This is a genomic window from Robiginitalea aestuariiviva, assembly GCF_029537735.1.
Lineage (GTDB): Bacteria > Bacteroidota > Bacteroidia > Flavobacteriales > Flavobacteriaceae > Robiginitalea > Robiginitalea aestuariiviva.
In genome coordinates, this window is sequence record NZ_JARPUQ010000002.1 from 207470 (window position 1) to 234086 (window position 26617).

The following is a 26617-nucleotide window of genomic DNA, read 5'->3' on the forward strand; positions in this document are numbered from 1 at the left end:
CGCCTTGCCATGCGTATCTTGCAGACCCTATGGAACCACCTAAGAGTACCCTCGCCGACCACATTATCGCCTTTAACCGCAACCTGGAATTCACTGGGCGGTTACCCAGGGGGATTGGGGTGCTGAACCCTTTTCAGGACAACCCGGAAATCCTGCCGATTTCGGAGGCTTTTTACCGGAAATACTATTCGGATAACCGGCCCCGCCGCCTGATCATGGGGATTAACCCGGGGCGGCTGGGGGCCGGGGCCACGGGCATCCCGTTTACAGATACCAAAAGGCTTACGGAAGTCTGCGGCCTGCCCGGGCCGGAATTTCAGACCCACGAGCCGTCCTCCGTCTTTGTCTACCGGCTTATTGAGGCCTATGGCGGCCCGGAGAAGTTTTTCGGGAAATACTATATCAACTCCGTTTCCCCCCTGGGCTTTGTTAAACAAAGTAAAAGTGGGAAATGGGTGAATTACAACTACTACGACAGCCCGGAACTCTTCCGGGCGATTACCCCCTTTGCCCATGCCAAACTCCGGGAACAGCTGGGCTGGGGCCTGGAAACCGGCACCTGTTTTTCCCTGGGAAAAAAGAATGCCAAATACCTGGAACTACTCAATGAAGAGGGGGACTACTTTGACCAGATTGTGCCCCTGGACCACCCCAGGTATATTGTGCAGTACAAAGCCCGGCAGATGGATGCCTATGTGGATACCTTCCTGGAGGCGCTGGGGGAGTAAGGGCACTGTTGCGCGGGCGTTCGACTCCCGGAGGTGGAGCCGACAATAGGAGTGTAAGTACCCCTTAAATTGATTTTATATATTTCAGAATTTATATGAAAATAACAACATAACAATTCTTGGCATAATTGCCGTACTTTGATCTTTAATAAGAAAATCACTAAAGGTATTCTTATTAATTGACTGCGCATCAAACAGGTTGAATGCTTTTATTTCAATACCGAATGGACTATTCTCCTTTTTATAAAAAATAGAAGCATTTGCTAATTCAAATCTATTAGTTAAACCTGCTGTCTGATTTTGGTAGTTATAACTTGATATTTCGAATTTGAGATCAAAGCTTGATAGAAAATGATATTCAGTAGAAAAGAAAAATTCATTATTGAGAAAGCTATTTTTATTAAAATTGCTCAAATATTGTGTTGGCGCATATTCGTATGCAAAAGTAAAATTTGGCCAGTTATCAAAAAGAGTTTCAATTTGTCCTCTCAGGGTAAGGGACCTCGAAATATTTTTTGTGGTTCGATTATTAATAATTTGAAAAAACTCTCTATGACTGCCCCTGGACCGAATTCCTAGCTTAATTGGCTTGATAGTCTTAGTTACACTCAATCGACCTGAGTATTGATCCTCAGGCATATCGAACATAACTAGAGTAGTGAACTGATCAATCCCTTCTAATTCAGTTGCAGTTTTGATTCCTTGGGTTTTTTTGTTGTAGCCCAAATTGGCATTAATAGTGTAACCTCTAAAGAGGCTAAACTTATTGTAGGCTATAGAAAATTCATGATAGCGAGCGTTTGTTAGTATTTGGTTCCCTCGGAATACTGTATTGAAACCTTTGAGTAAAAAGTTGTTGGTTAAGTATTCATGTCGAGGAAATCTTACTCTAGTCGCATACTTAAATTGCAATTTTTCACTTTTATTTAACTCTGCCTCTATTCCCAACTGAGGCAGCAAATAAGAAGTGTCATTAGAATATCCATTTTCGGGCTGTTGATTTTTCCACCAGTACTTATGATGAAAAACACCTGATTTTATCGTGAAAATGTCAAGAAGGAGTTTATACTCAATTCCAACAATGAAATCGTTTAAGGCGTAATTGCTTTTATTGCCAAACCCAAAATTAGAAAAGTTATTGATTTCCCCATTTGTGAGGACTTGCTCCTCTTGCGAGGAGAAATGCTCTGACATCAGACTGTAACCAACCGATGAATAAATGTGGTTGTAATTATTTAAAACCCAGTAATCTTTGATTAGCATATCGAATGCTAGATTCTGCGTTTCTAAAGTCTGTCTTACATCATAAATCAGATCCTGTTCAAGGGGTATCAAATTATTCAGATAAGGTTCATCAGAAAGCCAAGAATTATTGGGTTCATTTTCCGCATATTCCAACGAAACTTCCGAACTCAAGGTATGGTTTCTGTTGAATTTCCTGCTGTATTCCACATTATTTTTGATATTGATTGCCTCCAAATTGCCTTTCGTTCTGAAAACATTCGTACTATCTGCTACTACACTATTCAATAGGCCAGTAATGTCATTTCGGGATAGTTTTGCAAAGGAATGGAAAGCGAAATCTTCGTTAAGGCTAGGTTGATATTCTATCCCAAGCTTGCCGAGAATAAAGAAGTTGTTAAAAAATTCAGAACGAGTTCTATTTTCTATGAGTTGTGAGTCATTATTGAGATATTCATTTATGGTTACATGCCTTTTAGTAATATTTCTGTCATCAAAAAAAACATAAGTGTTTAGTTGAGCTTTCGAACCCATTGACTGACGTAAATTCACGGCTGCAAATCTATCTGTACTTGAGTTAAAGTCCTTGTTGGAAAGAAATCTTGAGAAATCATCGTTCAGGAGTGCTGAATAACTTTTAATGTCTCTCATTAGTTTTCCAAACCCTCCTTCAAATTCGATATAGTCTTTCAATTCAAAGGAGTTGTTCCCGGTGTTATTGAAATCTCCAATGAAGTTAATGTTTGTTCTTGGGCTATAATAAAAAGTGCTTGAATGAGCACTATACCGTTCCTTATATCCTGCGCCACTTTCTAAATCGCCAAAAATGAATTTCTTTTTATTTTCTTTTAGCTTAATGTTTAACACTATTTCTTCACTATCAACAAGGTTTTTGAGAAAAGCTATTCTATTATAATTATCCAGTACTTCAACTTTGTCAACCACATCTGCTGGAATGTTATTCACAGCTAATTTGCTATTTCCTGTAAAAAACAATTCATTCTCAACTAATACAGAGGTTATCCTTTTACCATTGATGTCAACGTTACCCTCACGATCCACTTCAATTCCCGGCAACTGCTTTAGAACCTCCCTTAGTTTACGTTCCTCACCTGTAGTAAAGGCATCAACATTGTAGATTATTGTATCTTCTTTAATTTCTATTGGGATTTTGTAATCAAGAACTACTTCATCAAGTTGATTGATGAATGGATGGAGAATAATATCCTTGGTTTGTGAATTATTTGCTATGATGAGAAGAGACAATTTCTTGTAGCCGATATAGCTAATATCAATGGTATATTGAATTCCTTTTCTTAGTCTTAAGGAATATGATCCATCTTCGGCACTAATAGAGAATTTGGTTTCTTCGTCTTGGGAATTAGGAAAGGCAAGAATATTGGCGTTAGGCAAAGGTGTTCCCACACTATCAAGAACTTTACCTTCATACACAACATGTTGAGAAATAGATAAATTAATACCGCATAAAAACGATAGAAATAAAAATTTGGTTTTAATTGAAAACACAAAAAAGTTAACACTAATTGTTGCGCGAAGGTAGCTTAGATAGATAGTCTTTCCCCGACTTTTTATATTCTTCGGTCGACATAATATTTTTAGGATTCGGCCAAATCAGTTCCATTTCCTTGGTTTGATTTAATTTAATCTTTTGTGCAGTATAACTAATAATTGGTCCATGAAATTCCAGTACTAAACCGGGTAGCTGGCACACATAGTCACGAGGGCCTAGTTTTAAGGGGATTTCAGGACAATACCAAGCAATTACTTCAATATCGCCGACAGGAGCAGAGACTATGTGATATGCTTTATACACTTTAAATTTCCCAATAAACTTGCTCTCGTTGGTTAAATTCCAAACTACATCATTCTTTTCGATTTCCGTAAATAGCGTTCTATTCTCAACGCTTCGCTCCAAAAGTTGGTAGCAAGAATCCAATTTGGTGTAGTAGGTTCCATTGTTTGCCAATATGGACGCTGCTCCATATGCCATTTCCTCTCCATCAAGAGAAATAGTCTTGATTTCATTAAAAATGGCAATGTCCTTGTTAAAAGTCAGCTTCATACTAATACTGGACATTCCTTTGGCAGCCAGATCATAGAATCCAATAGATTTATTTGGATTTGCCTTGTTTTGATCTACAAGCCGCTTATAAAAATTATCCATGTCGAGATTATACAATATTTCGCCATTATTCACTTGACAATAGCCGATTTGGAGAACTAATGAACATCCTAATAATATCAATAACTGCTTCATACGTCATTACATTTTTCAACAGGAGTGCTTGAAGGACTGACAGCACTCCTGTTGAATTTAAATCCACACTTTACTGTTGGTTCATTCAAGCACTGTAATTATACTCCCAAATTTTTGCTGCAGTAAATCCATCTGACCCTCCATTGTCCCAGTAGTATTCTACCGCATCCCAGGCGTAGTCCTCGCAAGCGTTAAAAAACACCTTAATGGTTGAAGAAGCAGTCAGATTAGGCACAAAAAATAGGCTTAACACTACAACGGCAATAAATTTTTTAAAATAAAATAATTTTAATTAAACATTAACAAATAAAAACCTACTAAAAAAAGAAAAAGATTACAAAATAAAACATTGTGCCCCTGGACCACCCCAGGTATATTGTGCAGTACAAAGCCCGGCAGATGGATGCCTATGTGGATACCTTCCTGGAGGCGCTGGGGGAGTAAGGGCACTGTTGCGCGGGCGTTCGACTCCCGGAGGCGAAACCGACGATAGGAGGTTCACGAATACCTTAAAAGAAAATAATTAAGCACATGAGTAAACGAAAAAAGCCACCCGAAGGTGGCTTTTGAAGTGGAGCCGGAGAGGTTACCTCGCTGCGCTCGGTGCTCCCTTCGGCTCCCATCCTGCAATTGGAAACCCTGCCCTGGCAAAGCCAGGGCGGTTTCGCGTTCCCGATCTCCGCGATCAAGCGAGCTTGACGCGTATCCCGGAAACACAAAACCCCGCCAGATGCCTGGCGGGGTTTTCGCTTGATTGTGGAGCCGGAGGGAGTCGAACCCTCGTCCAAACAAGCAATAACCATGCTTTCTACATGCTTAGTTTTTGTTTGATTGTCGGCGCGTAACTGACCAAAAACCGCCTATTACGCGCTTAGCTTCTTTGTTTTGATGCGGCTATCGAAGCCATAACCGCACGATGTTGACTTTTATGGTGCCCCCGGTAGGGTCGCCGTCAACAAGGGCTACCCGGGGACATTCAGCTTTCCCGCCTTGCGGGACTAGGCCAAGACTTACTGTAATTCAGTCTGTTAGGCAGCTAAAGCGTAGTTAGACTCGCCATTTAAAAAAGTTGAGTTATGAGATTAACGAGCTGTATCCCAGCGCTCGGCATGCTTACATAGCCATTGGTCTCGCTGTCAAAACCAGTCGGCCCCATATTTTCAAAGAACGCCCTTTCGGGGTGGGCAAAGGTACACATTTCCTTCTCACTTCCACTCAGAAGGGATTCCTCCGCCAACGTTTGCGTACCCTTGGGAATCCTTCTATTTTTGCCCAAATTCCATACCAAACTCCCACAGATGAAATTCGGACTGATCCAGGAACGCAAAACCCCGCCGGACCACCGTGTGGTGCTCTCTCCCAAGGCCTGCCAAAAAGTCCTGTCGGCATTTCCCGGGGCCCAAATCGCAGCGGAAACCTCCCCGGTTCGGGTCTTTTCGGATATGGAGTACTCCAGGGCAGGTATCCCCGTACAGGAAAATGTTTCGGACTGCGAGGTGCTGCTGGGGGTAAAGGAAGTGCCGATTGCGGCCCTGATTCCGGAAAAAAAATACTTTTTCTTTTCCCATACCATCAAAAAGCAACCTTACAACCGGGAGCTGCTGCGGGCCATCCTGGAGCGGAATATCGAATTATACGACCACGAGGTACTCACCAACCCCAAAGGCATTCGCCTGGTGGCCTTTGGCCGATATGCCGGCATTGTGGGTGCCTATAACGGCTTTAGGGCCTATGGGTTAAAGACCGGCACCTATGCACTGCCCAAGGCGGAATCCCTGACGGACCAGCAGGCACTGATCCGGGAGCTGAAGACCCTGCAATTGCCCCCCATCAAGGTAGTGCTTACCGGGAGGGGGCGCGTGGGCAGCGGTGCCCGCGAAATGCTGGACGGCATGGGCATGCGGCAGGTAACGGTGGCAGACTTCCTGGAGGAGGACTTTAGCGAGCCGGTGTATTGCCAGATAGATGCCTCTTTTTATAACAAACGCAAAGACGGGGTACGGGGAAGCAAAGAGGATTTTATTGCCAATCCGGAGGAGTACCGCTCCAATTTCTTCCGTTTTGCCCGGGTGGCCGATATGTTCATTGCCGGTCATTTCCATGGGCAGGGAGCGCCCTACCTCTTTACGCGCGAGGATGCCCGCCACCCCGAATTCCGCATCCGGGTGGTGGCGGATATTTCCTGCGACATAGACGGCCCTGTGGCCTGTACCATCCGCCCTTCTACCATTGCAGACCCCGTATACGGCTATGACCCGGTTACAGAGGCGGAGGCGGATTTTCGCCGCCCCGATGTAATTGCCGTTATGGCGGTAGACAACCTGCCCGCAGAGCTGCCCCGGGACGCGAGCGAGGGCTTTGGCGCCGCTTTTGTTAAGCATGTGATCCCGGCATTTTTTGACGGCGATGCCGAAGGGGTGCTGGAACGCGCCCGCATGACGCAGGGCGGGAGGCTTACCCCCCGCTACGCCTACCTGCAGGCCTATGTGGACGGGAGGGAATGACTACCATATCGGGAGTCCCAGAATAACCGCTACGGGCAAGGCTACGGCCCACCCCATTAACCCCAGCACCAGGACGCTTTCCAGCAGGGTATGGGGCTTATGCAACAGGGCAAGGGTAACGGCCAGTCCCATTCCCAGGCAAAAGACACCCAGCAACAGCCAGATTACCCATCCCATTATCCACAGAAAGTCCAGATCGGTATTCAGGGCCATCAGCCCAAGGAGCATCAAACTCCATAATCCGGATGCCAGGCCCAAATAAAGGGCCCTACGGTGCAGGCGGGTCGATAAAAGGATATCCATATTTTAAGGGTTCTGCAGGTTGTCCAGGGTCCATTCCTGCCAGGTGCGCTCCTGCATTTCGGCCTGGAATTTTTGGTTGCGCTCCTGGAGTTCCTGTTTTACAGGTTCCGGCAAGTGCGGATTTTCCGCCGCATACCGAAGTAACCGTGGGGCATTTTGTAGGGGGAGTTCCTGCAGGTATTCCAGGTCCGGACTGGAGACATAGCTGAGGTTATACGTGGTAATCCAGGAAGTCCAGGGCAGGGTCCAGACGCCTACCAGGATAGCAAATAAAGAAAGGGCGTTTTTACGCAAGAGGTAAAACAAACTTCGGGTATCCCGCAACTTGAAAAAGGTGGTTGCCAGCCCTACCCCTACAAGGGCCAGAAAGACAAATACCCCCAGGCGTTTAAAAGTCAGGCCGGAATGGTAGATATACAAGGCATTTTTAATGGCGGTATTCATCAATAACAGGGTATTCAGGCCCAGCCAGAGATACGCCAGGCGTCGCAAAGGCCCGGCCTTGGTGTAAAAGTTGAGTCGGCCCCGAAAGAAAACCAGCAGTACCCCCATGGCCAGGAAAAGGGAAAATATCAGGGCATACACGCCCTGGTGCACGGCCTGGGATTGCAGGGCCGGGGTGCCCACGGAGCCCTGGGCCAGATAGATGTAATCCAGGACCAGATAGAGCAGCAGGAGGACAGACAGGCTGCCCAGGGCCATGCGCCCCCAGAGGTTTTCCCGCTCCAAAGCGTCTTCCTGTTGGGGGGTGAAGGGCTGCGCAGGGCTGCGGAGGGTATCCGGAAAGTGGGCATCTGCCTGTAGGATGCGTTGCGGGTCGAAGGGGCGCAGCAGGTTCAGATACAGCAGGAAACCCACCACGGTTAGCCAGAACCACCCCAGGCTCAGGAAACTGAGGTCGATTCGCCCCAGCAGGTCCTCGAACACGGGGTTGGCCTCTGCATAAAGCCCTCCGAAAACCCAGAGCAGTACAAAGCTGATCAGGATGCCGCCAAAAATCCGCCCTATGGGGCCGGCAGGTTTGGCCGGGGTGTCCGACGGGTTCCTGAACCCCTCTGCCTGGCCCAGCAGCATGCCCAGGGGTAGGTTCAATGCCCCTGTCAGGCCCTGCGTGTAGAGGGAGGCGCGCCCGGTTGCGCTGCCGCCGGCCAGGACAACCAGGCTTAACACATGAACCAGTACCGCGGGAGGGCTGGGTTGGATAAAACACCCCAGCGCGCTATACAGATAGGCGCTGAGCAGGAATACCGGCAAGGGCCGCTCGCCTTTGAGCCACACCAGGGTGGCCGTAGTATACAGGGCCAATAGCAATACGTTCAGGCCGGGCTCCTTTTCATAGAAGAGGCTGGAAAAGAGGAATCCGCCGATTAGGGCCAGGATATAGGGGGTTGTCTTGTTCATTTGAATTTGAGTAAAGTACTTTGAAAAACAAAGTATAGATATAAAAAATTTTAGGTTCCAAGTAATCGTTCCAGGGCGTCCAGGTGTTTGCTGAAGGCTTCCTTCCCTTCGGGGGTGGCCTGATACCGGGTGTTGGGCCTGCGGTCCACAAAGCGTTTTTCCACCCGGATATAGCCTTCCTTTTCCAGGGCCTTCAGGTGGCTGGCCAGGTTGCCGTCCGTTACTTCCAGCAGGTCGCGCAGGCCGGTAAAGTCCATATGCGTATTCACCATCAATACGGACATGATGCCCAGGCGGATGCGATGGTCAAAGCGTTTGTCGATGCCGTCTATCAGTCCCAAGGATGGTATTATTTATCGTACTTAAAATACATGATACTGCCATAGATGATATGGAACACCCCAAAACCCAGGGCCCAGAACAACAGGCCATACCCGGCGAACTGTGTGGCGGCCAGCCCCAGCAGGATGTTGGCTACCCCAAGGCTGCGGATATCGCCCAGGGTATATTTGCTTGCATTCAGGCAGCTGAGGCCGTAAAAGATCAGCAGGGCCGGGGCAATTAGGGCCACATACCCGTATTGCAGCATGGCCAGGCAGAATAGCCCGCCAGCCCCCAGTGGGATCAGGAAGTTGCCCAGCAGGCGTTTGCTGGAGGGCGCCCAGAGCTTTTCCCCATTGCGCAGGGCTTTGCGGTAAGACAGTAGGATGGCTGTGGCCACAGCCAATACCAGCACGCCCCCGGCAATCCAAAAGAGGCGCAGCACCAGCGCATCGTCCGTGATGCCCGGGTTATCGACGGCCGAATCAAACCCCTGGCTGGCGTTGAAGGCCTTTATTTCTCGGGAGGCCAGGAAGGCCCCTGCCAGGGCGTAGGCACCGGCCAGGATCCCGGAAACCCCGCTCAGCGACAGGAACCGGCTGGACCGAGACATCATTTCCCGGATCTCGCTCAGGTCTTCCTTGTATTGGTTTGTATCCATTTTAAAGTACTTTGAAATACAAAGTAAATGTTTCTTCCGATTCCCTGCAAGGAAATTTGGGATTATTCCGGGTGGATTTCCCAGGTGGCAATGGGATGCACCCTGGGGGCCGTATAGGCGCCAAGGGCCCGCAGGCGCAGTTCCATTTGCTCCAGGGGGTCCAGCGTTTTGATCATGAGGGTATAGGTGCCCCCGGCCGGGATTTCGAAAACCGGGGCGCTGCTGTAGAAGGTAAAGCCCATGGCATTTTCCAGCAACAGGTCGCTGCTGCTGGTGTTTTCGAGCTCCACCTCCAGGATCTGGGTATTGGGGATGTATGCACTGCGGGTAACCCGTATACTGGATTCCAGCAAGGGTTTCAGGTAGGCTTCTTTCCCCACCCATAACCCATTGTATACCGCCACGGTACGCCCGGCAAATAAGGCCTCCTTCAGGCTTTCGGCCGTGCGGTCTTCGGCAAAGACCAGGGTAACCGGGCGGTGCTTGCCGGCCTCGATATAGTCCCAGGCAATAAGCCCGTGGATGTCGCTGGTCCCCATAATGGTCAGGTTGTGTTCCAGGGCCAGGGCCAGGGCTTCCTCCGAATAGTCGGTGGTGTTGATCACCTCAATGCCATGAAGTTCGCCCGCGGCAATACGGGCTTGCTGGAATTCGCTCAGCACCGGGTTTCCCTGGGGTTGCTGGGCATACCAGGCCGGGTGGTTCCAGAATACAAAGGCGCCCTGTTTGCGCGCTTCGGCAAACGGGGTTTCCGGGTCTTCGGCCAGCAAGAGGTTGGCGTCCGAAATAAAAACGGCGTTGTTGTGGCCCATCGGGGCCTTGCGCGTGATTTCGGAGCCGTGAACCAGGAGCAGGTCGTGGTCTGCGGCTTCCTTTAAGGCCAGGTTATAGGAACGGTTGCGGTCCGGGTGTGGGATGTCTGCGGCATGGGGCTGGTATTCCAGGTGCTCGGTAAGTGAAATAACATCTACCCCCTCCCGCAGGGCCTCCATCACGCGGATATCCGGCCAGACGCTGCCGTCGGAAAAAACGGTATGCTGGTGCAGGTCCGTCACCAGGGTATGGTACCCGGGGATGTCCGGGAAGGCAAAGGGGGTGCTGTTGCTGTGGGAGTGCGTCTGGCCCAGAAGGCCCTGGCTGCCCGCAATCAGGAGGCAGATAAGGATAAAGGAACGGGTTTTCATGGTCGGGTGGTTTTCGTAAAAATAAGGCAGGGATGCCCTGCTACCAAGGCAGCCGCATCAAGAAATTCATTCCCCAACGTTAATTCGGGGTGAAAGATGTGATAAGGTGTTGATAAGATTGTGGAGTCCGTACCCTTTTAATCCCTATCTTCCAAAGCTTTGTCAAACCAACGGCGTGACGTTTAACTGGATTCTGGAGGGGCTGCCCAACCCGGCCCAACTCAAAACCTGCATAGAGCTGGAATACCAGCTGCGCCCGCGTATTACCCGGTTTTTGATGGACCGCCTGGGGCCGGAATACCTTGGGGATTTTTCGGACTTCCATTTTGATGTGGACCTGGTAAGTCGGGAAGTGCGCATCTCGGACAAAACCCCGGCAGCTTACATTGCGGGGCTTTCCATGGATTTTATGAACGAAATCGGGCGGGGTTGTTGTTAATTCCCCCGTGCCAGTACAATCAGGGACTGGGTCTGCGCCCGCACGGCCTCGTCAAAGAGGGATTTAAGCGCCGGGTACAGTTCTGAGGTATAATGGGGCGTTTTCAGGTTAAAATTGAACGTAAGCAATACATTGCCGCCCCGCTCTTCCACCTTGTACATCAGGTGGCCCAGCCCATCCGGCAGGGCAGTCATCAGGGGCTCTGGGAGGCTTTCTACGGTAAACCCTTCCGGGAGGGTAATACTCAGGCTGTACACATAGGCACGCGCGTATCCGAAATCTACGGGATAGGTTCGCTGGTTCAGGGTAAACGGGTTGCGGCTGAAAAAACGGATCAGGAACGGGTCCAGGTAAATGCGGTCCCCGCTTATCTCATTTTCCATCCGGAAGTCCAGGCGCTCGTACGTGCTGGTCTCTGTGCTTTTTTCGGCATCCAGCCCCAGGGAAGTTACTTCTATGTCTTCGCGGAAGCCTTCTTCCAGCTCTTCCTGATAGTCCTCTTCCTCGGCCATCTTGCGGCGTTTATCTACGGCGGGGTACCCGGTATTGAGCCAGTACATCACCCCGCTGCCTTCCATGCCATCGGCTTCCAACAGCAGTTGTGCCCGTACGTTTACCTGGTTGCGGCTTTCGATGTTGAAGTCCTCCCAGTAGCTTTCATTTTCAAAATCCATGACCCGCCCGTAGTAATTCAGGCACCGGAAGGGGAGCATCCCGAAAGGAATGTATTTATCCGTGGCGTCCATGTAATAGGTTTTTCCGTCAATTTCCGCGCGGGCCAGGACGTAATTAAAGTCGGACATTACCGGGTGCGACCGCTTGGGCAGCCCCATCCGGCGGGTGGCGCTCATCACCAGTTCGGCCGGGATGCCCCCTGCATTGAGGAGGTTGATCAGGGTCATGTTGATTTCGGCCACGCTCCCGCTGCCCTGGTCGAAGGCATCTTTTACCCGGCTGTTCAGGGAAACCCCGTAAGACCCGGTCCAGTTAAAATGGGTGCGCACATACTCGTAAATGTTCCGGGCGCGCTCCAGGGGTTCCCCGGTGCTTAGCAGGGTAGGGGGCACCTGCTTTTCAAAATAGGTTTCCTTTTTCAGTTGCCGGCCCAGGTCCGAGTCGGTACGCATTTCCTTGTCTACGTCCTCCCAGGATTGCGTGAAACGCTCAATCTCCCCGTTAATCTTGCGCCATTCGGCCAGTTCAAAGACCATACGGGATTTGTAGTTGCGCGTACCCAGCATAAAGGGTTCTTCCACAAATGCCGGCACATCTTCCATGGCGTAACGGAGTTTTTCGCAATCGGCCGGTTTGGAAATGCCGGGAACCCGCAGGCAACCCTTTTCCAGTTCCGCCTCATTCACAGCCAGGGTAAGGGTGCCGATCAGGGCCCGGTTGTAATAGTAATTCCCCGGGATGCTGGCATTGAATTCCGTGTAGACCTTCGGGATGGATTCCTGAAAATCCCACCCGTTAAAATTGTAGATGTACGGGGAACGCAGCAGGTAGGTGTATTCCAGCACCGACCCCACCTGTATCTTCGGGAAACTGAAGGTGATTTCAGACCAGTTGGGCCCCAGGTCCTTGTTAAAGATCTGGTTTTGCTCCACCCCAATCCGCACCGTGCCGTTGTGGGTCATGGCGCGCACCTCCATCACCTTTTCCGAAGTGCTTTCCCCCCGGTAGTAGGGGATGCTGATGGTACCGTAGTCAAAGCCTTCCTCCTTCAGTACCTTGATCTTGGCATGGTACTTCTTGTATAACCAAATGCGGCTGCCGTCCACGTCAAAATAATTGTCGCCCCGTTCGTACAGGTAAACGGCCGCGGCGGTGGTGTCTGCCTCATATGCCCCGAAGGATTTTTCTTCCGGGTTCAGTTGGCCGTAGGTGTGGTTGGATTGTGCGGTGGCCGCCTTCCCGACAAGCACAAGCAGGAAGATCAGCAGGGCGGTAAAGTTTTTCATGGTGGGTTGGTGGGTTGGTGGGTTGGTGGGTTGGTGTGGGATCAGAACTGGGTAATGACCTTGCGGATGGCGCAGAGGCGGGTCAGCAAGCCTTCCAGTTGATCCAGGGGCAACATGTTGGCCCCGTCGCTTTTGGCGTTGGCCGGGTCAAAATGGGTTTCGATAAACAGGCCGTCTACTCCGGCGGCAATGCCCGCCCGGGCCATGGTCCCGATCAGCTCGGGGCGGCCGCCTGTAACCCCGGAGGCCTGGTTAGGCTGTTGCAGGCTGTGGGTCACGTCCAGTACCACGGGGGCAAACTGGCGCATCACCGGGATGCCCCGGAAATCCACAATAAGGTCCTGATAGCCAAACATGGTGCCCCGGTCGGTGATCACCACTTGTTCGTTACCGCTGTCGGTGACTTTGGTTACGGCATGTTTCATGCTCTCCGGGCTCATAAACTGCCCTTTCTTCAGGTTTACCACCCGCCCGGTTTCCGCGGCGGCTACGACCAGGTCCGTCTGGCGTACCAGGAAAGCAGGGATCTGGAGCACATCTACGTATTCGGCTGCCATGGCGGCATCGGAAACTTCGTGGATATCGGTTACGGTGGGCACGTGGAAGGTTTCGGAAACCTTCCGCAGGATTTTCAGGGCCTTTTCATCGCCAATGCCCGTGAAGGAATCCACCCGGCTGCGATTGGCCTTTTTAAAACTCCCTTTGAAAATATAGGGGATTTGCAGTTTCTCGCTGATCCCGGTAATGGTCTCCGCAATGCGCATGGCCATCTCCTCGCCTTCAATGGCGCAGGGTCCTGCCAACAGAAAAAAATTGTCGCCGCCGCTAAAGCGGAGTTGCGGGATTTTCGAAAGCTCCATATGCTAAAGTTTTGACAAAGATAGCACGAATCCCGGGCACTGCGGTTACTTTAGGCGTATGCCAAGAGGGTATCCTTTTCTGATGGCTTGCGCCCTGCTGCTGTGCGGCCTCCACCTTCACGCCCAGCGGGCAGAGCGGGGCTGGGGTACAGTAATTCTGGAACCGGGGAAGTTGCAGCTGAACCTGCTGATGCCGGGCTTGCAGTACGAGCTGGGCCTGCTGCCCAACCTCACCGTTGGGGCCGAAATAGGCCTGGGGCTGGCTACCCCCCGGGAGGGGTATTCCCTGGCGCCCGCATACCGGGCATTCTCCCGCTACTATCACAACCTTAAGGCCCGGCAGGCCGGGGGCAAAACGGTTTCGGGCAATTCCGGCAACTACTTTGCCATCACCTTCAACCATTACTTCACAAAGCTGGAACTGGCCGGGAATATGGACAATGAAGGGCGGGACCTGATCTTCCTGGGCCCGGTGTACGGGCTGCAGCGATCCTATGGCAACGGATTCAGCTTCTCGGTCGACGCCGGGGCCGGCTTTTACTTTCGCAACCGCATCTCGTCCGGGATTGGGCCCTCGGTGCACCTGCGCCTGGGTTGGAACCCGTTTGCGCGCCGCAAACAGCAGAAAAAACCTGTGATTGTCCCAATGGACTGAATTCCATTATGGGTTCGGAAATGCGACATTTCGCTGGTCGGCAAACCGGAATCGGACACCCGGGTATTCCGCGCCCCCTCCCCCGGGGGCAAATCTAGCCGATCAACCTGTACTTGGATTGCAGTCCTGTCCGTCGCAACCCTTTTTTTATCAGCATTTTAGCGCGCTCCGTGACCGCTAGGGCAATCCGATGCAGATTTCATGCGGTTATCCGGAATTCCTGCCTATCTTTGCGCCCATTTTCAGAACGTTATGAAAGACATCCGAAACATTGCCATTATTGCCCACGTAGACCACGGGAAAACCACCCTGGTGGACAAAATCCTCCATTTCTGCCAGCTCTTCCGGGAGAACGAACAGACCGGGGAACTGATCCTGGACAATATCGACCTGGAGCGGGAACGGGGCATTACCATCGTTTCCAAAAACGTTTCGGTTACCTATAAGGACACCAAGATCAATATAATCGACACCCCGGGCCACGCCGATTTTGGGGGAGAAGTAGAGCGGGTGCTCAATATGGCCGACGGAGTTTTGCTCCTGGTCGATGCCTTTGAGGGGCCCATGCCCCAGACCCGTTTTGTTCTTCAAAAGGCGATCAATATGGGCCTGAAACCCTGTGTGGTGATCAACAAGGTGGACAAGGAAAATTGTACCCCGGAGGAGGTGCACGAAAAAGTATTCGACCTTATGTTCGAGCTCGGGGCCGAAGAATGGCAGCTGGACTTTCCGGTGGTCTATGGCTCGGCCAAACACAACTGGATGAGCCCGGACTGGAAAAAGCAAACCGAGAGCATCGAGCCTTTGCTGGAAATGGTGATCGACCACATCCCGACCTTCCAACCGAAGAGCGGCAGCACCCAGATGCTGATCACCTCCCTGGATTATTCTTCCTATACCGGACGGATTGCCATCGGGCGTCTGCAACGGGGCAGCCTGAAGGAAAACCAGCCTGTAACCCTGGTAAAGCGGGACGGACGGCAGGTGAAAACGCGCATCAAGGAACTCTATACCTTCGAAGGCCTTGGGCGCAGCCGGGTAAGTGAATTGCAGACCGGGGACATCGGCGCCCTGGTAGGCCTGGAAGGTTTTGACATAGGCGATACGGTTGCCGATGCAGAGGTGCCCGAGGCCCTGGCAAGCATCGCCATCGACGAGCCGACCATGAGCATGCTCTTTACCATAAACGACAGCCCGTTCTTTGGGAAGGATGGGAAATACGTGACCTCCCGCCACATTAAGGAACGCCTGGAAAAGGAATTGGAGCGCAACCTGGCCCTGCGGGTGCAGCCCACGGACAGTGCCGATAAGTTTATGGTCTTTGGCCGGGGGGTGTTGCACCTTTCCGTGCTGATCGAAACCATGCGGCGCGAGGGGTACGAGTTGCAGATTGGCCAGCCCCAGGTAATCATCAAAGAGATTGACGGGGTGAAGTGCGAACCCGTGGAACACCTCACCATCGACCTGCCGGAGGAAGTTTCCGGACGGGCGGTTGAAATGGTCTCCGTCCGCAAAGGCGAGATGATCCACATGGAAGCTCGGGGCGAGCGCATGTATTGTGAATTCCACATCCCTTCCCGGGGCATTATCGGCCTGCGGAACCAGTTGCTGACTGCCACGGCCGGGGAGGCTGTCATGGCCCACCGCTTCCTGGAATACCAACCCATGAAAGGGGATATCCCCATGCGGCAGAATGGCTCCATGATCTCCATGGAAAACGGCACGGCCATTCCCTATTCCATCGACAAGCTGCAGGAACGGGGTAAGTTCTTTGTGGATCCGGGCGAGGACATCTACGAAGGGCAGGTAATCGGGGAGAATTCCCGTGGTGACGACATGGTGGTGAACGTGACCAAGACCAAAAAGCTGACCAACGTACGGGCTGCCGGTTCGGACGACAAAGCGCGGATAACCCCGGCCATTAAGTTTTCACTCGAGGAGGCCCTGGAATACATCCAGAAGGACGAATACGTGGAGGTGACTCCCAAGAGTCTGCGCCTGCGCAAAATCCTGTTGAAGGAAACAGACCGCAAGCGCGGCAAGGCCCTGTAGGGTTACTGCAATTCCGGGTGGGAAACCAGGCAGGCAGTAGCTGCGCCGATAATACCGGCGTGGTTTTGCAGCCCTGCGGGGATCACGGGGGTGCTGATGGTAATGCAGTCCTTGAATTCGTCCCAGTCCTTGGAGGTGCCTCCGCCCAGGATAATGGTATCCGGGGAAACAATCAGCTCGACCAGTTTCAGGAATTTGTTGAAGCGTTTGCCCCATTTTTTGTAGGTGAGGTCTTCCCGTTCCTTTGCCGATGCCGCTGCCCAGGATTCGATCTTCTTATGTTCCTTGTAGGGAATTTGCCCCAATTCAAAGTTCGGGATCAGCCGGCCGTCCAGAAAGGCGCCGCTGCCCAGGCCTGTTCCGATGGTAATCATCACCACAAAGCCTTTCATATCTTTTCCGATCCCGTAATTCATGGCGGCATACCCGGCGGCGTCCGCATCGTTGATCACGGTGAAGTCATTGCCCGTAGCGGCGGAAAATAATTCTTCCACATTCTGGCCCACCCAGGACTTGTGCAGGTTGCCCTTGGAGTGGCATACCCCGTTTTTGATTACCGAAGGGAAGCCGCAGCCCACAGGGCCTTTGTAGTCAAAATGCCTTACGATTTCCGCAACCACCTGGGCCATGGCATCGGGTTTGCGGGATTTGGGGGTGGGGATTCGAAAGCGGGGGGAACGCATCTCGCCGGTTTCCATATGGATCATGGCTCCTTTGATGCCCGAACCGCCCACATCAATGCCGAGTACTTCCATTCAAAGGGTTCGTTGATTCGGCCGCAAGGTAACAAAAAAACCGTTCCATGGGGTTAACCGGGGGAGTGGGAGGAAACCGCTACCCGGCCTTCTGGATCACCTCAAAAACCTTGCTGCCGTCGCATTTCAGGGTTTTGGAGGGGTACTTCAGGATCAGGGCATAGTCGTGGGTGGCCATCAGGATGGTGCGCCCCGTTTTGTTGATCTCCTGCAGCACCTTCATCACTTCCACACTGGTCTGGGGGTCCAGGTTTCCGGTGGGTTCGTCTGCCAGGATCAGCTCCGGGTCGTTCAAAAGGGCCCGTGCAATGGCTATGCGTTGCTGCTCCCCCCCGGAGAGTTCGTGCGGGAATTTAAAGCCCTTGGTTTTCATCCCCACCTTGTCCAGCACTTCCCCGATGCGCTTGTCCATGGCCTCGGCCTCTTTCCAGCCCGTGGCGCGCAGTACAAAGCGCAGATTGTTGTGTACATTGCGGTCCGGCAGGAGCTTGAAGTCCTGGAATACAATGCCCAACTTGCGCCTTAAAAAGGGGATGTCCTTTTCCTGCAGCGTCTTCAGGTTAAAACCTACAATGCGCCCATGGCCTTCCCTCAGGGGCAGGTCTGCATAAAGCGTTTTCATAAAGCTGCTTTTACCGCTGCCGGTCTTGCCGATCAGGTAAACGAATTCCCCGGGGCGGATGCTCAGGGTGATCTCATTGAGGATCATGCTTTCCTGCTGGTAAACGGCAACATCTTTCAGGTTAAGGACCGGTTCTTCCATAGTGGGTTTTGTTGATATAAAAGTAATAAGTTCCGGGGTTCCCGGCCCTTAAAAAAGGGATAAATTCCCGTTCTTCGTGAAGCCTGGCATACGCAACCGGCGGATTCTGCGTTATACAAGATAATCCGGTCATTACCTAACCCGAGAGATCACTATGCGAAAGAAATGCACCGTGCTGCTGGCCCTTGCGGGGTTCCTCGCGGCGGGCTACGGGCAGCAGTCCATCGTCTACACCCACCCGGGGAAGACTTACCAGGAAGCCCTGGACCTTTACCACAACAAACAATACCAGGCCTCACAGACGCTATTCCAGCGCGTGAAGGCCCAGACGCAGGATCCGGAAACGGAAGCCAACAGCGCCTATTACATTGCGAATGCCGCCGTGCGCCTGAATCAGGTGGGGGCAGACCAGCTTATGGAGGATTTTGTAGAGCAATATCCCACCTCGGTGCGCCGCAATTCCGCCTTTATGGATGTGGCGGATTATTATTTTGAAAACGGCCGCTACCCCTATGCCCTGAAATGGTACAAACGGGTAGAGGTTTCCTCCCTTTCCCGTCCGGAGCGGGAACGCTACGATTTCAATATGGGATACGCCCTGTTTTCCTCCAAAAAACCCAAGGAGGCCGAGCGATACCTGCAACGGGTGTCCAATTCTGCGGAATACGGGTCCCAGGCCAAGTATTATCTGGGGTATATCGCCTACCAGCAGGACGATTACGAAGCGGCCAACCAGCGTTTTGACCAGATCACGGACCAGGAGGTGCTGCAGGAAAAACTGGCCTATTACCAGGCGGATATGAATTTTAAGCTGGGCAACTTTGAGGAGGCCATTGCCCAGGGCAAGAAACAGCTCCCCAAGTCCGACCGGCGGGAAACCTCCGAGCTCAATAAGATCATAGGGGAGAGTTATTTCAACCTGGGGCAGTATGATAATGCCGTACCCTACCTGCAGGAATACAAGGGCAAGCGCGGCCGCTGGAGCAATACGGATTATTACCTGCTGGGGTACTCCTTTTACAAACAGGGGGCCTTTGAGGAAGCCGTACAGCAGTTCAACAAGATTATTGGAGGTGATGATGCCGTAGCCCAGAACGCTTATTACCACCTGGCGGAGTGCTACCTGGAGCTGGACAAGAAACAGGAGGCCCTGAATGCCTTCCGCAATGCCTGGAGCATGCCCTACAACGAGGAGATCCGCCGGGACGCCCTGTTGAATTACGCCCGGCTGGGGTATGAGATCGGCAACCCTTATGAGCCCGTGCCCAAGGTGCTCGGCACCTTCCTGGAAGAATACCCGGAGAGTGAATACCGGGCCGAGATCCAGGAGTTGCTGGTCGATTCCTATATCACATCCCGGAATTTTGAAGGGGCTATGTCCCTGCTGGAGGCAAACCCCCGCTTTGCCACCCCGGCCACTTATCAGAAGGTGGCGTTTTACCGGGGCTCCGAATTGTTCCTGGCGGAAGATTACGCCGGTGCTCTGGAAGCCTTCCAAAAGGCCGTGCGATCCGGGGCAGATCCGGTCTTTACCGGCCGTTCCCAATTCTGGCTGGGGGAGTCCGCCTATGCCCTGGGGCAATACCAGCAGGCCCTGGCCGCGTACCAGGCCTTACGGGCCTCCCCGGTAGCTGGCAGCCTGGAAGAAACCGCTTCCCTGGATTACCAGGCCGGCTACGCCCATTTTAAATTGAAGCAATACCAGCAGGCGGCCGAGCGCCTCCGCGCCTATGCCCGCCGCGGGCAACCGGGTGCCCAAACCACAGATGCCTGGATGCGCCTGGGCGACAGCTATTTTGTGAGCAGCCGGTACGCCAATGCCATTGAGGCCTACGATCAGGCCCTGGCCTCGGGCAGCCCGGAACGGGATTATGCGGCCTACCAGAAGGCGATGAGCCTGGGCTTTTTGGGGCGGGAAAGCGCCAAGCGGGAAAGTCTGGTCACCTTTATTGGCCGCTTCCCGAATTCCAGCCTGAAGGACGATGCCCTTTTTGAGCTGGGCGGGTCCCATGCCAATGCCGGGGACGATGCCCAGGCCATTGCCTTCCTGGACCGGTTGATAGCCGAACACCCCCGGAGCGCTCTGATGCCCGGGGCGCTGATGCGCAAAGGCCTGATTTACTATAACGGGGGTCGCAACCAGGAGGCCCTGGAGGCCTTTCAGGAAGTGGTCTCGCGCTACCCCAGGCGGCCCGAAGCCGTTCAGGCCGTACAAACCGCCAAGCTGATTTATGTAGACATGGGGCAGGTGGACGCCTATGCCCGGTGGGTGCGCGGCCTGGATTTTGTGGAGGTGACCGACAGCGAACTGGAAGCGGCTTCTTATGAAGCTGCGGACAAACCCTGGGTGGAGGGCAATACCGATGCCGCCCGGCGGGCCCTGGAGAAATACCTGGAGCAGTTTCCCTCTGGGGCCAACCAGTTGGAGGCGCGCTTCCGCCTGGCGCAGCTGTATTACGCGGACGGGCGTAAGGCAGATGCCCTGGAACTCTATCGTACGGTGGCCGAAGCCGGCGGGGGAGAAACCGGGGAACAGGCTCTGACCCGGGTCTGTGAAATCCTGGTCTCGGGCGGGGATACCCGGGGCGCCCTGCCATACTTGCAACGCCTGGAAGCCACGGCGGATATTCCCCAGAACCGGACTTTTGCCCAGTCCAACCTGATGAAGGGCTATTATGAAAGCAAGGATTATGTACGCACCCTGGAGTATGCGGAGAAAGTCCTGGCCAGTCCCAGCCTGGACGACCGGATCCGCAGCGATGCCCAGGTGATGATTGCGCGTTCGGCCCGGGAGACCGGGAATATGCAAAAGGCCCGGGAGGCCTATGCCCGGGTGCTGGAAATCGGGTCCGGTGCCACGGCTGCTGAAGCTCTGTACTTCCAGGCCTTCTTTAAACGGGAGGACGGCGACTATGAGGGCTCCAATACCGCTGTTCAACGCCTGGCCAAGGACTTTGCCGCCTACCGGGAGTGGGGGGGCAAAGGGCTGGTGCTTATGGCCAAAAATTTCGATGCCCTGGAAGACGCCTTTCAGGCCACTTATATCCTGGAAAATGTAGTGGCCAATTTTGGCGCTTATCCCGATTTGGTGGAAGAAGCCCAAACCGAACTGACCCGTATTAAAAACCGTGAAGCAGAGCGCAATGCTTCGGTAAACCCGGAAGAAAACAACTAGGATTATGAAAAGGATACACGCCTTCCGTACCGCTGCCACCCTGTTACTGTCGCTGGCCCTGGCCACCGTTCAGGCACAGGAAGACGAACTGGGTACCGAAACCGTAACCGTGGTGCGCTCCTACAGCCCCACGGTATCGGACGCCTATAAGATCAAATCCCTTCCCAACCTGAACGATTCCATCGTGACGCGCAAAAAGGAGGTGCGCTATAGCATCTTTTCCGTACCTGTGGCTTCCACCTTTACCCCGGCCAAGGGGCGCGCTGCCGATGTGGAACGGACTGCCCCGGAAAAACTTTTCAACAGTTATGCGGCCATTGGCCTGGGCAATTATAACAATGCGCTGGCCGACTTTTACCTAAGCCGGGATTTTGACCGGGGAGGTAAGCGTTTTGATGTGGGCCTGAACCACTTTTCCTCCCGGGGCGCCCTGGACGGAACGGTGGTGGATACGGATTTTTACGACACGGACCTGGACCTGACCTTTACCCGCAGGGACCGGGACTGGAACTGGAACGTATCTGCCGGGGCAGAACACCGGAAGTACCACTGGTACGGGTTGCCCGAAGGGACGGTGGACCCCGTTACGGCCGAGGGTCTGGACGCCGCCCAGAACTACCTGGCCGGGCAGGTGAGCGGCGAGCTGAAAATGGAGGATGGGTATTTCCGCAAGGCCAATTTCCTGGCGCGTCATTTCCGGGACGGGCTCGCCTCTGCGGAGAATCGCCTGCGCCTGAGCGGGGCCCTGCAGTTCCCGGTTACCGAGGAATCCCTGGACCTGGGGGTAGAGCTGGATTACCTGGGCGGGCGTTTTGACAATGCGGACCAGAGCCAGTATACCAATACCGGCGGGATAGACTACCAGTATCTCATAGGGGGCATACGCCCCGGGCTGCTGCTGTTGCGGGATAACCTGAAACTCTACCTTGGGACCCGCCTGGTGGCCGGCCTGGATATGGAAAATAGCGAGAACAACTTCTATGTGTACCCGGATGTGCGGGCTTCCTACCGCTTGCTGGAAGAGGCTGTGGTGGCCTTTGGGGGGGTAGAAGGCAGCCTGGTGCAGCAGTCGTATTACGATTATAGCCAGAACAACCCCTTTGTATCGCCTACCCTGCAGGTGCGCCCTACGGACCGGCAATACGAGGCCTACCTGGGCATTAAAGGCCAGCTGGCTTCCCAGTTGAGTTATACCCTTAAAGGGAGCTACACGGCCGAGAATTACCGGCCCCTGTTTATCCTGAACCCCCAAAACCCGGGTCGTGGGGATGAGAAGGCTTATAATTACGGCAATTCCTTCCGCGTTTTTTACGACGATATGAAGACCCTTGGGGTGTTCGGGGAATTGCAGCTCACTGTGAAACGCAATTTTACCCTGGGGGTGAATGCGGCTTTCTATGACTACGACACCGAAACCGATAACCCCGCCTGGAACCTGCCCTCTGTAGAAGCCGGACTTTCCCTGGATTACCGGGATGCTAAGGGGTGGTACCTGGGGGCCAACCTGTTTTACTTGGGTGAGCGGGAAGATTTTGCTTCTGTGGCCCAACCCAATACGGCCCCGGAGGACTACCCGGCCTCCATTATTACCCTGGATGGGTTTTTCGATGCCAATGCCCATGCCGGGTACCACATCAACCCCCAGCTTTCGCTCTTCGTCAAGGCCAGTAACCTGGCGGACAACGCCTACCAGCGGTGGGCCAATTTTCCGGTACAGGGCCTGCAGGTGCTGGCAGGGGTGAGCTACAAATTCGATTTATAGCGGTTTTCCGGCCTGTGGCCGGAGTGCTGGTGGATAGAAACTCCGGATTTAGTACTTTGTGGGGATGCGTCCTGCCGCGAATACCATCCGCATGTTGTGGGCCCTGGTACTCTCAGGGAGTTCCCTGTTGGCCCCGGCCCAAACCAACCTGATCCCCAACCCCGGGCTGGAGGCAGCCCTGCGCTGCCCGGGCCATATGGGGAATTTGGGGGCCGATCTCGCCCCGTGGCAGGCGCCAACCAACGGGACCACAGATTATTTCCATGCCTGCAGCAAGCGCATGCCTGTGCCCGCTAACTTTAACGGCTACCAGCAACCTGCCGAGGGTAAGGCCTATGCCGGGCTCTACCTATATGCCCCTCTGGATTACCGGGAATACCTGCAGGTGCCCTTGAGGGAACCCCTTGCCATGGGGCTGGAATACGAACTTTCCTTCCAGATCAGCCTGGCCGAGGGATCGGATTACGCCCTGCGGGAGGTAGGGGTTTTGTTGAGTGATCATCCGGTACACGCCCGGACCAAAAAAGTGCTGGGACGCCGGCACTGGTTTTCCCGAAAGGATGCAGTGGCCTACCTGCTTACAGCCGAAACCCCTGAATATTATGTGGATACCCTGGGATGGATGCCGGTCCGGATCCGTTTTACGGCCCGGGGTTCGGAACGCTTCCTTACCCTGGGGAATTTTGAGGGGAACCGCGCCACCCGTACCCGAACTACCGGCCATGGGAAGAACAAAGGGGCCTATTACTACATGGACGATTTCCGGCTGCAACCCCTGGACCAGGCCCGTCATAAACAGGCCGTGGCCGCTGCCGGTGTGCACTTTGCAGTCGATAGCGTACAGGCCATTCCCGGGGTCCTTTTCGATTTTGACAAGGCTTCCCTTACCCCGGCAGGAGAAGGCCTGCTGGACCGCCTGTACCGCCGCCTGCAAACGGACACCGCCCTGCAGGTGGAGTTGGTGGGGCATACGGACAGCCTGGGTAGTGAGGCCTATAACCAGAGCTTGTCCGAGGCGCGTTGCGCCGCAGTGGCAACCTTCCTGCAGGAGTTAGGGCTGGAGGCGCACCGTATTCGCTGGTTAGGGGTAGGGGCCGGCCGGCCGGCTGCGGACAATGCTACTCCGGAAGGCCGGAGCCGCAACCGGAGGGTGGAATTCCGGTTATACTACCCGGGGGCACCCCCGGAATAATCCGGTATATCCCTATCTTTAAGCCGGAACTTTGGGGCGCGTAGCCCCGGATAAACCCCTTAATATGAAATGGACTCTTACGGGCGTTACTGCCCTGATACTAATGTCGGCCTGTTCGGAACCCCGGCAGGAAGCCGACCTGATTGTGCACCATGCACGCGTGTATACCGTGGGCCCGGAGGGGGCCACGGCTGAAGCGTTTGCGGTAAAGGATGGCCGTTTTGTAGCCGTAGGTACTTCAGAAGAAATACTGGAGGCTTATTCTGCCCCGGATACGCGGGACGCTGCCGGGCAGGTCATTGTACCGGGCCTGATAGACGCACACTGCCATTTTTACGGCCTGGGCCTGAACCAGGAAGCGGCAGACCTGGTGGGCACCCGGAGTTTCGAGGAGGTGCTGGAACGCGTACAGGCCTTTCACGAGGCCCATCCTGCCGATTATCTCTACGGACGGGGCTGGGACCAGAACGACTGGGAAGTTAAGGCCTTCCCGGATAAGGCGGCCCTGGACCGGCTGTTTCCGGATATCCCGGTGGCCCTGGAACGGGTAGACGGGCATGCGCTGCTGGTGAACCAGAAAGCCCTGGACCTGGGGGGTATTACTGCCAGTACCCGTGTACCTGGCGGGGAAGTAATTCTGAAGGACGGGCAGCCCACGGGCATCCTGGTAGACAGCCCTATGGACCTGGTGATGAACCGCTGGCCCGCCCCTGACCGGGCGGCTCAAATACGGGCCTTGCAGCAGGCGGAACAAATCTGTTTTGCAAATGGCCTGACCACAGTGAATGACGCTGGCCTGAGCGCCGACGTGATCGGACTCATCGACAGCCTGCAACAAGCCGGGGAACTGAAAATACGGGTCTATGCCATGGTGAGCAACAGTCCTGCGAACCTGGACGCCTTCCTGGGGAACCCCCCGGTGAAAACTGACCGCCTGAACGTTCGCTCCGTAAAGGTGTATGCGGATGGTGCCCTGGGTTCCCGCGGGGCCGCCCTGAAAGCACCGTATACGGATCAGCCCGGACATTTCGGGGCCATGATTACCCCGGCTGAAGACCTGGATGCCCTGGCCCGCCGCATTGCCGCCGCCGGGTTCCAGATGAATACCCACGCCATTGGCGACTCGGCTAATGTGGCCGTACTCCGGGCTTACCGGGCAGCCCTGGCCGGCCTGGACGATCCCCGCTGGAAGGTGGAGCACGCCCAGATTCTGGATACGGCAGACCTGAAGGGATTCGGCCCGAAAATTCTGCCTTCCATTCAGCCTACCCATGCCACCAGCGATATGTACTGGGCCGAGGACCGGCTGGGCGCAGACCGCATGCCCGGGGCATATGCCTTTGCCAAACTATTGAAAGCCTCCGGTCGCGTGGCCCTGGGGACGGATTTCCCGGTAGAGCAGGTGAACCCCATGCTCACTTTTTACGCCGCGGTGGCCCGGCAGGACCAGGAGGGGTATCCCGAAGGCGGGTTCCAGATGGAGGATGCCCTGAGCCGGGAGGAGGCCCTGAAGGGGATGACCCTGTGGGCCGCGTATTCCAATTTCGAAGAAGGGGAGAAGGGCAGCATCGAACCGGGAAAGTGGGCCGATTTTACCTTCCTGGATGCCGATCTGATGACGGTGCCCGCCTCAGCACTTAAAGACATCGGGGTGCAGGCCACCTTTGTGGCCGGGAAGCAGGTGTATTAACAAAAAAAGGCCGGGAACCCCGGCCTTTTTCTATGCATTGAATTTGGTGAACTACATGGTAATGGGAACCGCAACGCGGGTTTTGTCCCACCCCATAACCAGGTGTACCCCGCCATCCACTTCCTGGAAGGTAATGGAAAACGGCTCCAGGGATTCGTCCGAAGCTCCTGCCGGTACGGAAACCCGGGCCAGGTCTGCGCCTTCGTCGTAGCTGTATGCGCCCCACTGGTTCAGGGATTTGTTTAAAATAACCGTCCACTCCTGGTCTCCCGGAATACTGAACAGGGAATAGGTACCTGCCGGCACGTCCACGCCCCCGAAATTGACATCCTGATAGAAGGTGATCTCGGTGTTTTCATTGGCGCCTGTCCGCCAAACCTTGCCGTTGGGGGCCAGGGTAGCCAGGGTCCGGCCTTTCAGTTGGGGCCGGCTGTAAATGACCCGGACTACTTTCTGAGGCTCGCGCCCCGGGTAGAGGGCCATATCCATCGGGCTCTTGTCCAGGCCACTGAATTTCTGGGCCTGAAGCTGGGAAGGGGCGGCCATGGCCAGAAGGATGGCAGCCAGTACAATCGTGTTTTTCATGGAAATGGTTTTTTTAGGTGCGTAAAACTACCTTCTTTTCCGGAAGGCCTTTTTTAAAAGGTCGTTAAAATTTGCGAGGCTTACAAATTCCTCAATTCGGAGCAGG

General features: G+C 53.8%; 21 protein-coding genes and 1 other RNA gene. 9 read left to right on the plus strand and 13 right to left on the minus strand.

The features are described from left to right. Positions 1-29 precede the first annotated feature (29 nt). The gene (locus OZ410_RS07640; protein ID WP_277707360.1) at positions 30-728 is read left to right on the plus strand and encodes a uracil-DNA glycosylase family protein; all 699 of its coding nucleotides are present in this window, start codon (positions 30-32) and stop codon (positions 726-728) included. An 84-nt stretch (positions 729-812) separates the two neighbouring features. Here OZ410_RS07640 and OZ410_RS07645 read toward each other — a convergent pair whose 3' ends face one another. From OZ410_RS07645 to ssrA, 3 genes are all read right to left on the minus strand, one after another. Then, the gene (locus OZ410_RS07645) at positions 813-3497 is read right to left on the minus strand and encodes a carboxypeptidase-like regulatory domain-containing protein (RefSeq protein ID WP_277707361.1); all 2685 of its coding nucleotides are present in this window, start codon (positions 3495-3497) and stop codon (positions 813-815) included. A gap of 13 nt (positions 3498-3510) precedes the next feature. After that, a complete protein-coding gene (locus OZ410_RS07650) occupies positions 3511-4248 on the minus strand; it encodes a GLPGLI family protein (RefSeq protein WP_277707362.1) in 738 nt (245 codons plus the stop codon). Positions 4249-5002: 754 nt separating this feature from the next. Beyond that, positions 5003-5402: a transfer-messenger RNA gene (ssrA, locus tag OZ410_RS07655) on the minus strand. Between the two features lie 144 nt (positions 5403-5546). Between ssrA and OZ410_RS07660 the strand changes: the two genes are divergently transcribed. Then, positions 5547-6752 carry an NAD(P)-dependent oxidoreductase gene (locus tag OZ410_RS07660; protein ID WP_277707363.1) on the plus strand — a complete coding sequence of 402 codons (1206 nt, stop codon included), beginning with the start codon at positions 5547-5549 and terminating at the stop codon, positions 6750-6752. Here OZ410_RS07660 and OZ410_RS07665 read toward each other — a convergent pair whose 3' ends face one another. The 5 genes from OZ410_RS07665 to OZ410_RS07685 form a co-directional block, all read right to left on the minus strand. Continuing rightward, positions 6753-7055 (minus strand): hypothetical protein, encoded by a 303-nt coding sequence (locus tag OZ410_RS07665; RefSeq protein WP_277707364.1) that lies wholly within the window; start codon positions 7053-7055, stop codon positions 6753-6755. Positions 7056-7058: 3 nt separating this feature from the next. After that, complete coding sequence (locus OZ410_RS07670) at positions 7059-8456, minus strand: DUF4153 domain-containing protein (protein WP_277707365.1); 1398 nt, start codon at positions 8454-8456, stop codon at positions 7059-7061. Positions 8457-8506: 50 nt separating this feature from the next. Continuing rightward, positions 8507-8797, minus strand: a complete 291-nt coding sequence (locus OZ410_RS07675) for a winged helix-turn-helix domain-containing protein (protein ID WP_277707366.1) — start codon at positions 8795-8797, stop codon at positions 8507-8509. A gap of 8 nt (positions 8798-8805) precedes the next feature. After that, positions 8806-9438: a hypothetical protein gene (locus OZ410_RS07680; protein WP_277707367.1), complete on the minus strand. Its 633-nt coding sequence runs from the start codon at positions 9436-9438 to the stop codon at positions 8806-8808. A gap of 62 nt (positions 9439-9500) precedes the next feature. Then, positions 9501-10622, minus strand: a complete 1122-nt coding sequence (locus tag OZ410_RS07685) for an Sb-PDE family phosphodiesterase (RefSeq protein WP_277707368.1) — start codon at positions 10620-10622, stop codon at positions 9501-9503. Between the two features lie 175 nt (positions 10623-10797). Between OZ410_RS07685 and OZ410_RS07690 the strand changes: the two genes are divergently transcribed. Continuing rightward, on the plus strand, positions 10798-11061 hold the full coding sequence (locus tag OZ410_RS07690) for a hypothetical protein (RefSeq protein WP_277707369.1): 264 nt from the start codon (positions 10798-10800) through the stop codon (positions 11059-11061). Here the strand turns inward: OZ410_RS07690 and OZ410_RS07695 are convergent. Then, positions 11058-13022, minus strand: a complete 1965-nt coding sequence (locus OZ410_RS07695) for a DUF3857 domain-containing protein (RefSeq protein ID WP_277707370.1) — start codon at positions 13020-13022, stop codon at positions 11058-11060. The genes OZ410_RS07690 and OZ410_RS07695 overlap by 4 nt on opposite strands. A gap of 41 nt (positions 13023-13063) precedes the next feature. After that, positions 13064-13882 (minus strand): 3-deoxy-8-phosphooctulonate synthase, encoded by an 819-nt coding sequence (gene kdsA, locus OZ410_RS07700; RefSeq protein ID WP_277707371.1) that lies wholly within the window; start codon positions 13880-13882, stop codon positions 13064-13066. Positions 13883-13964: 82 nt separating this feature from the next. On the opposite strand from kdsA, the gene OZ410_RS07705 reads away from it, so the two are divergent. Together OZ410_RS07705 and typA are read left to right on the plus strand one after the other, a co-directional pair. Then, on the plus strand, positions 13965-14537 hold the full coding sequence (locus OZ410_RS07705) for a hypothetical protein (RefSeq protein ID WP_277707372.1): 573 nt from the start codon (positions 13965-13967) through the stop codon (positions 14535-14537). A 252-nt stretch (positions 14538-14789) separates the two neighbouring features. Continuing rightward, on the plus strand, positions 14790-16589 hold the full coding sequence (gene typA, locus OZ410_RS07710; RefSeq protein ID WP_277707373.1) for a translational GTPase TypA: 1800 nt from the start codon (positions 14790-14792) through the stop codon (positions 16587-16589). Positions 16590-16591: 2 nt separating this feature from the next. On the opposite strand, the gene ppgK is transcribed toward typA, so the two are convergent. Further along, positions 16592-17344 carry a polyphosphate--glucose phosphotransferase gene (ppgK, locus tag OZ410_RS07715; RefSeq protein ID WP_277707374.1) on the minus strand — a complete coding sequence of 251 codons (753 nt, stop codon included), beginning with the start codon at positions 17342-17344 and terminating at the stop codon, positions 16592-16594. Between the two features lie 79 nt (positions 17345-17423). Beyond that, on the minus strand, positions 17424-18107 hold the full coding sequence (locus OZ410_RS07720; protein WP_277707375.1) for a cell division ATP-binding protein FtsE: 684 nt from the start codon (positions 18105-18107) through the stop codon (positions 17424-17426). Positions 18108-18261: 154 nt separating this feature from the next. Between OZ410_RS07720 and OZ410_RS07725 the strand changes: the two genes are divergently transcribed. From OZ410_RS07725 to OZ410_RS07740, 4 genes are all read left to right on the plus strand, one after another. Next, complete coding sequence (locus OZ410_RS07725; protein ID WP_277707376.1) at positions 18262-21282, plus strand: tetratricopeptide repeat protein; 3021 nt, start codon at positions 18262-18264, stop codon at positions 21280-21282. Between the two features lie 4 nt (positions 21283-21286). After that, positions 21287-23044 (plus strand): TonB-dependent receptor domain-containing protein, encoded by a 1758-nt coding sequence (locus OZ410_RS07730; protein ID WP_277707377.1) that lies wholly within the window; start codon positions 21287-21289, stop codon positions 23042-23044. A gap of 91 nt (positions 23045-23135) precedes the next feature. Then, complete coding sequence (locus OZ410_RS07735) at positions 23136-24236, plus strand: OmpA family protein (protein WP_277707378.1); 1101 nt, start codon at positions 23136-23138, stop codon at positions 24234-24236. A gap of 64 nt (positions 24237-24300) precedes the next feature. Continuing rightward, positions 24301-25926 carry an amidohydrolase gene (locus tag OZ410_RS07740; protein ID WP_277707379.1) on the plus strand — a complete coding sequence of 542 codons (1626 nt, stop codon included), beginning with the start codon at positions 24301-24303 and terminating at the stop codon, positions 25924-25926. Between the two features lie 51 nt (positions 25927-25977). On the opposite strand, the gene OZ410_RS07745 is transcribed toward OZ410_RS07740, so the two are convergent. Beyond that, positions 25978-26511, minus strand: a complete 534-nt coding sequence (locus OZ410_RS07745; RefSeq protein ID WP_277707380.1) for a DUF2911 domain-containing protein — start codon at positions 26509-26511, stop codon at positions 25978-25980. Positions 26512-26617: the final 106 nt, after the last annotated feature.

Coding starts and splice junctions, on each gene's coding strand:
- OZ410_RS07745 (WP_277707380.1), bottom strand. CDS start 26,511: ATGAAAAACACGATTGTACTGGCTGCCATCCTTCTGGCCATGGCCGCC.
- OZ410_RS07695 (WP_277707370.1), bottom strand. CDS start 13,022: ATGAAAAACTTTACCGCCCTGCTGATCTTCCTGCTTGTGCTTGTCGGG.
- OZ410_RS07640 (WP_277707360.1), top strand. CDS start 30: ATGGAACCACCTAAGAGTACCCTCGCCGACCACATTATCGCCTTTAAC.
- OZ410_RS07735 (WP_277707378.1), top strand. CDS start 23,136: ATGTTGTGGGCCCTGGTACTCTCAGGGAGTTCCCTGTTGGCCCCGGCC.
- kdsA (WP_277707371.1), bottom strand. CDS start 13,882: ATGGAGCTTTCGAAAATCCCGCAACTCCGCTTTAGCGGCGGCGACAAT.
- ppgK (WP_277707374.1), bottom strand. CDS start 17,344: ATGGAAGTACTCGGCATTGATGTGGGCGGTTCGGGCATCAAAGGAGCC.
- OZ410_RS07680 (WP_277707367.1), bottom strand. CDS start 9,438: ATGGATACAAACCAATACAAGGAAGACCTGAGCGAGATCCGGGAAATG.
- OZ410_RS07705 (WP_277707372.1), top strand. CDS start 13,965: ATGGCTTGCGCCCTGCTGCTGTGCGGCCTCCACCTTCACGCCCAGCGG.
- OZ410_RS07685 (WP_277707368.1), bottom strand. CDS start 10,622: ATGAAAACCCGTTCCTTTATCCTTATCTGCCTCCTGATTGCGGGCAGC.
- OZ410_RS07725 (WP_277707376.1), top strand. CDS start 18,262: ATGCGAAAGAAATGCACCGTGCTGCTGGCCCTTGCGGGGTTCCTCGCG.
- OZ410_RS07730 (WP_277707377.1), top strand. CDS start 21,287: ATGAAAAGGATACACGCCTTCCGTACCGCTGCCACCCTGTTACTGTCG.
- OZ410_RS07670 (WP_277707365.1), bottom strand. CDS start 8,456: ATGAACAAGACAACCCCCTATATCCTGGCCCTAATCGGCGGATTCCTC.
- OZ410_RS07740 (WP_277707379.1), top strand. CDS start 24,301: ATGAAATGGACTCTTACGGGCGTTACTGCCCTGATACTAATGTCGGCC.
- OZ410_RS07720 (WP_277707375.1), bottom strand. CDS start 18,107: ATGGAAGAACCGGTCCTTAACCTGAAAGATGTTGCCGTTTACCAGCAG.
- OZ410_RS07665 (WP_277707364.1), bottom strand. CDS start 7,055: ATGGATATCCTTTTATCGACCCGCCTGCACCGTAGGGCCCTTTATTTG.
- OZ410_RS07660 (WP_277707363.1), top strand. CDS start 5,547: ATGAAATTCGGACTGATCCAGGAACGCAAAACCCCGCCGGACCACCGT.
- OZ410_RS07650 (WP_277707362.1), bottom strand. CDS start 4,248: ATGAAGCAGTTATTGATATTATTAGGATGTTCATTAGTTCTCCAAATC.
- typA (WP_277707373.1), top strand. CDS start 14,790: ATGAAAGACATCCGAAACATTGCCATTATTGCCCACGTAGACCACGGG.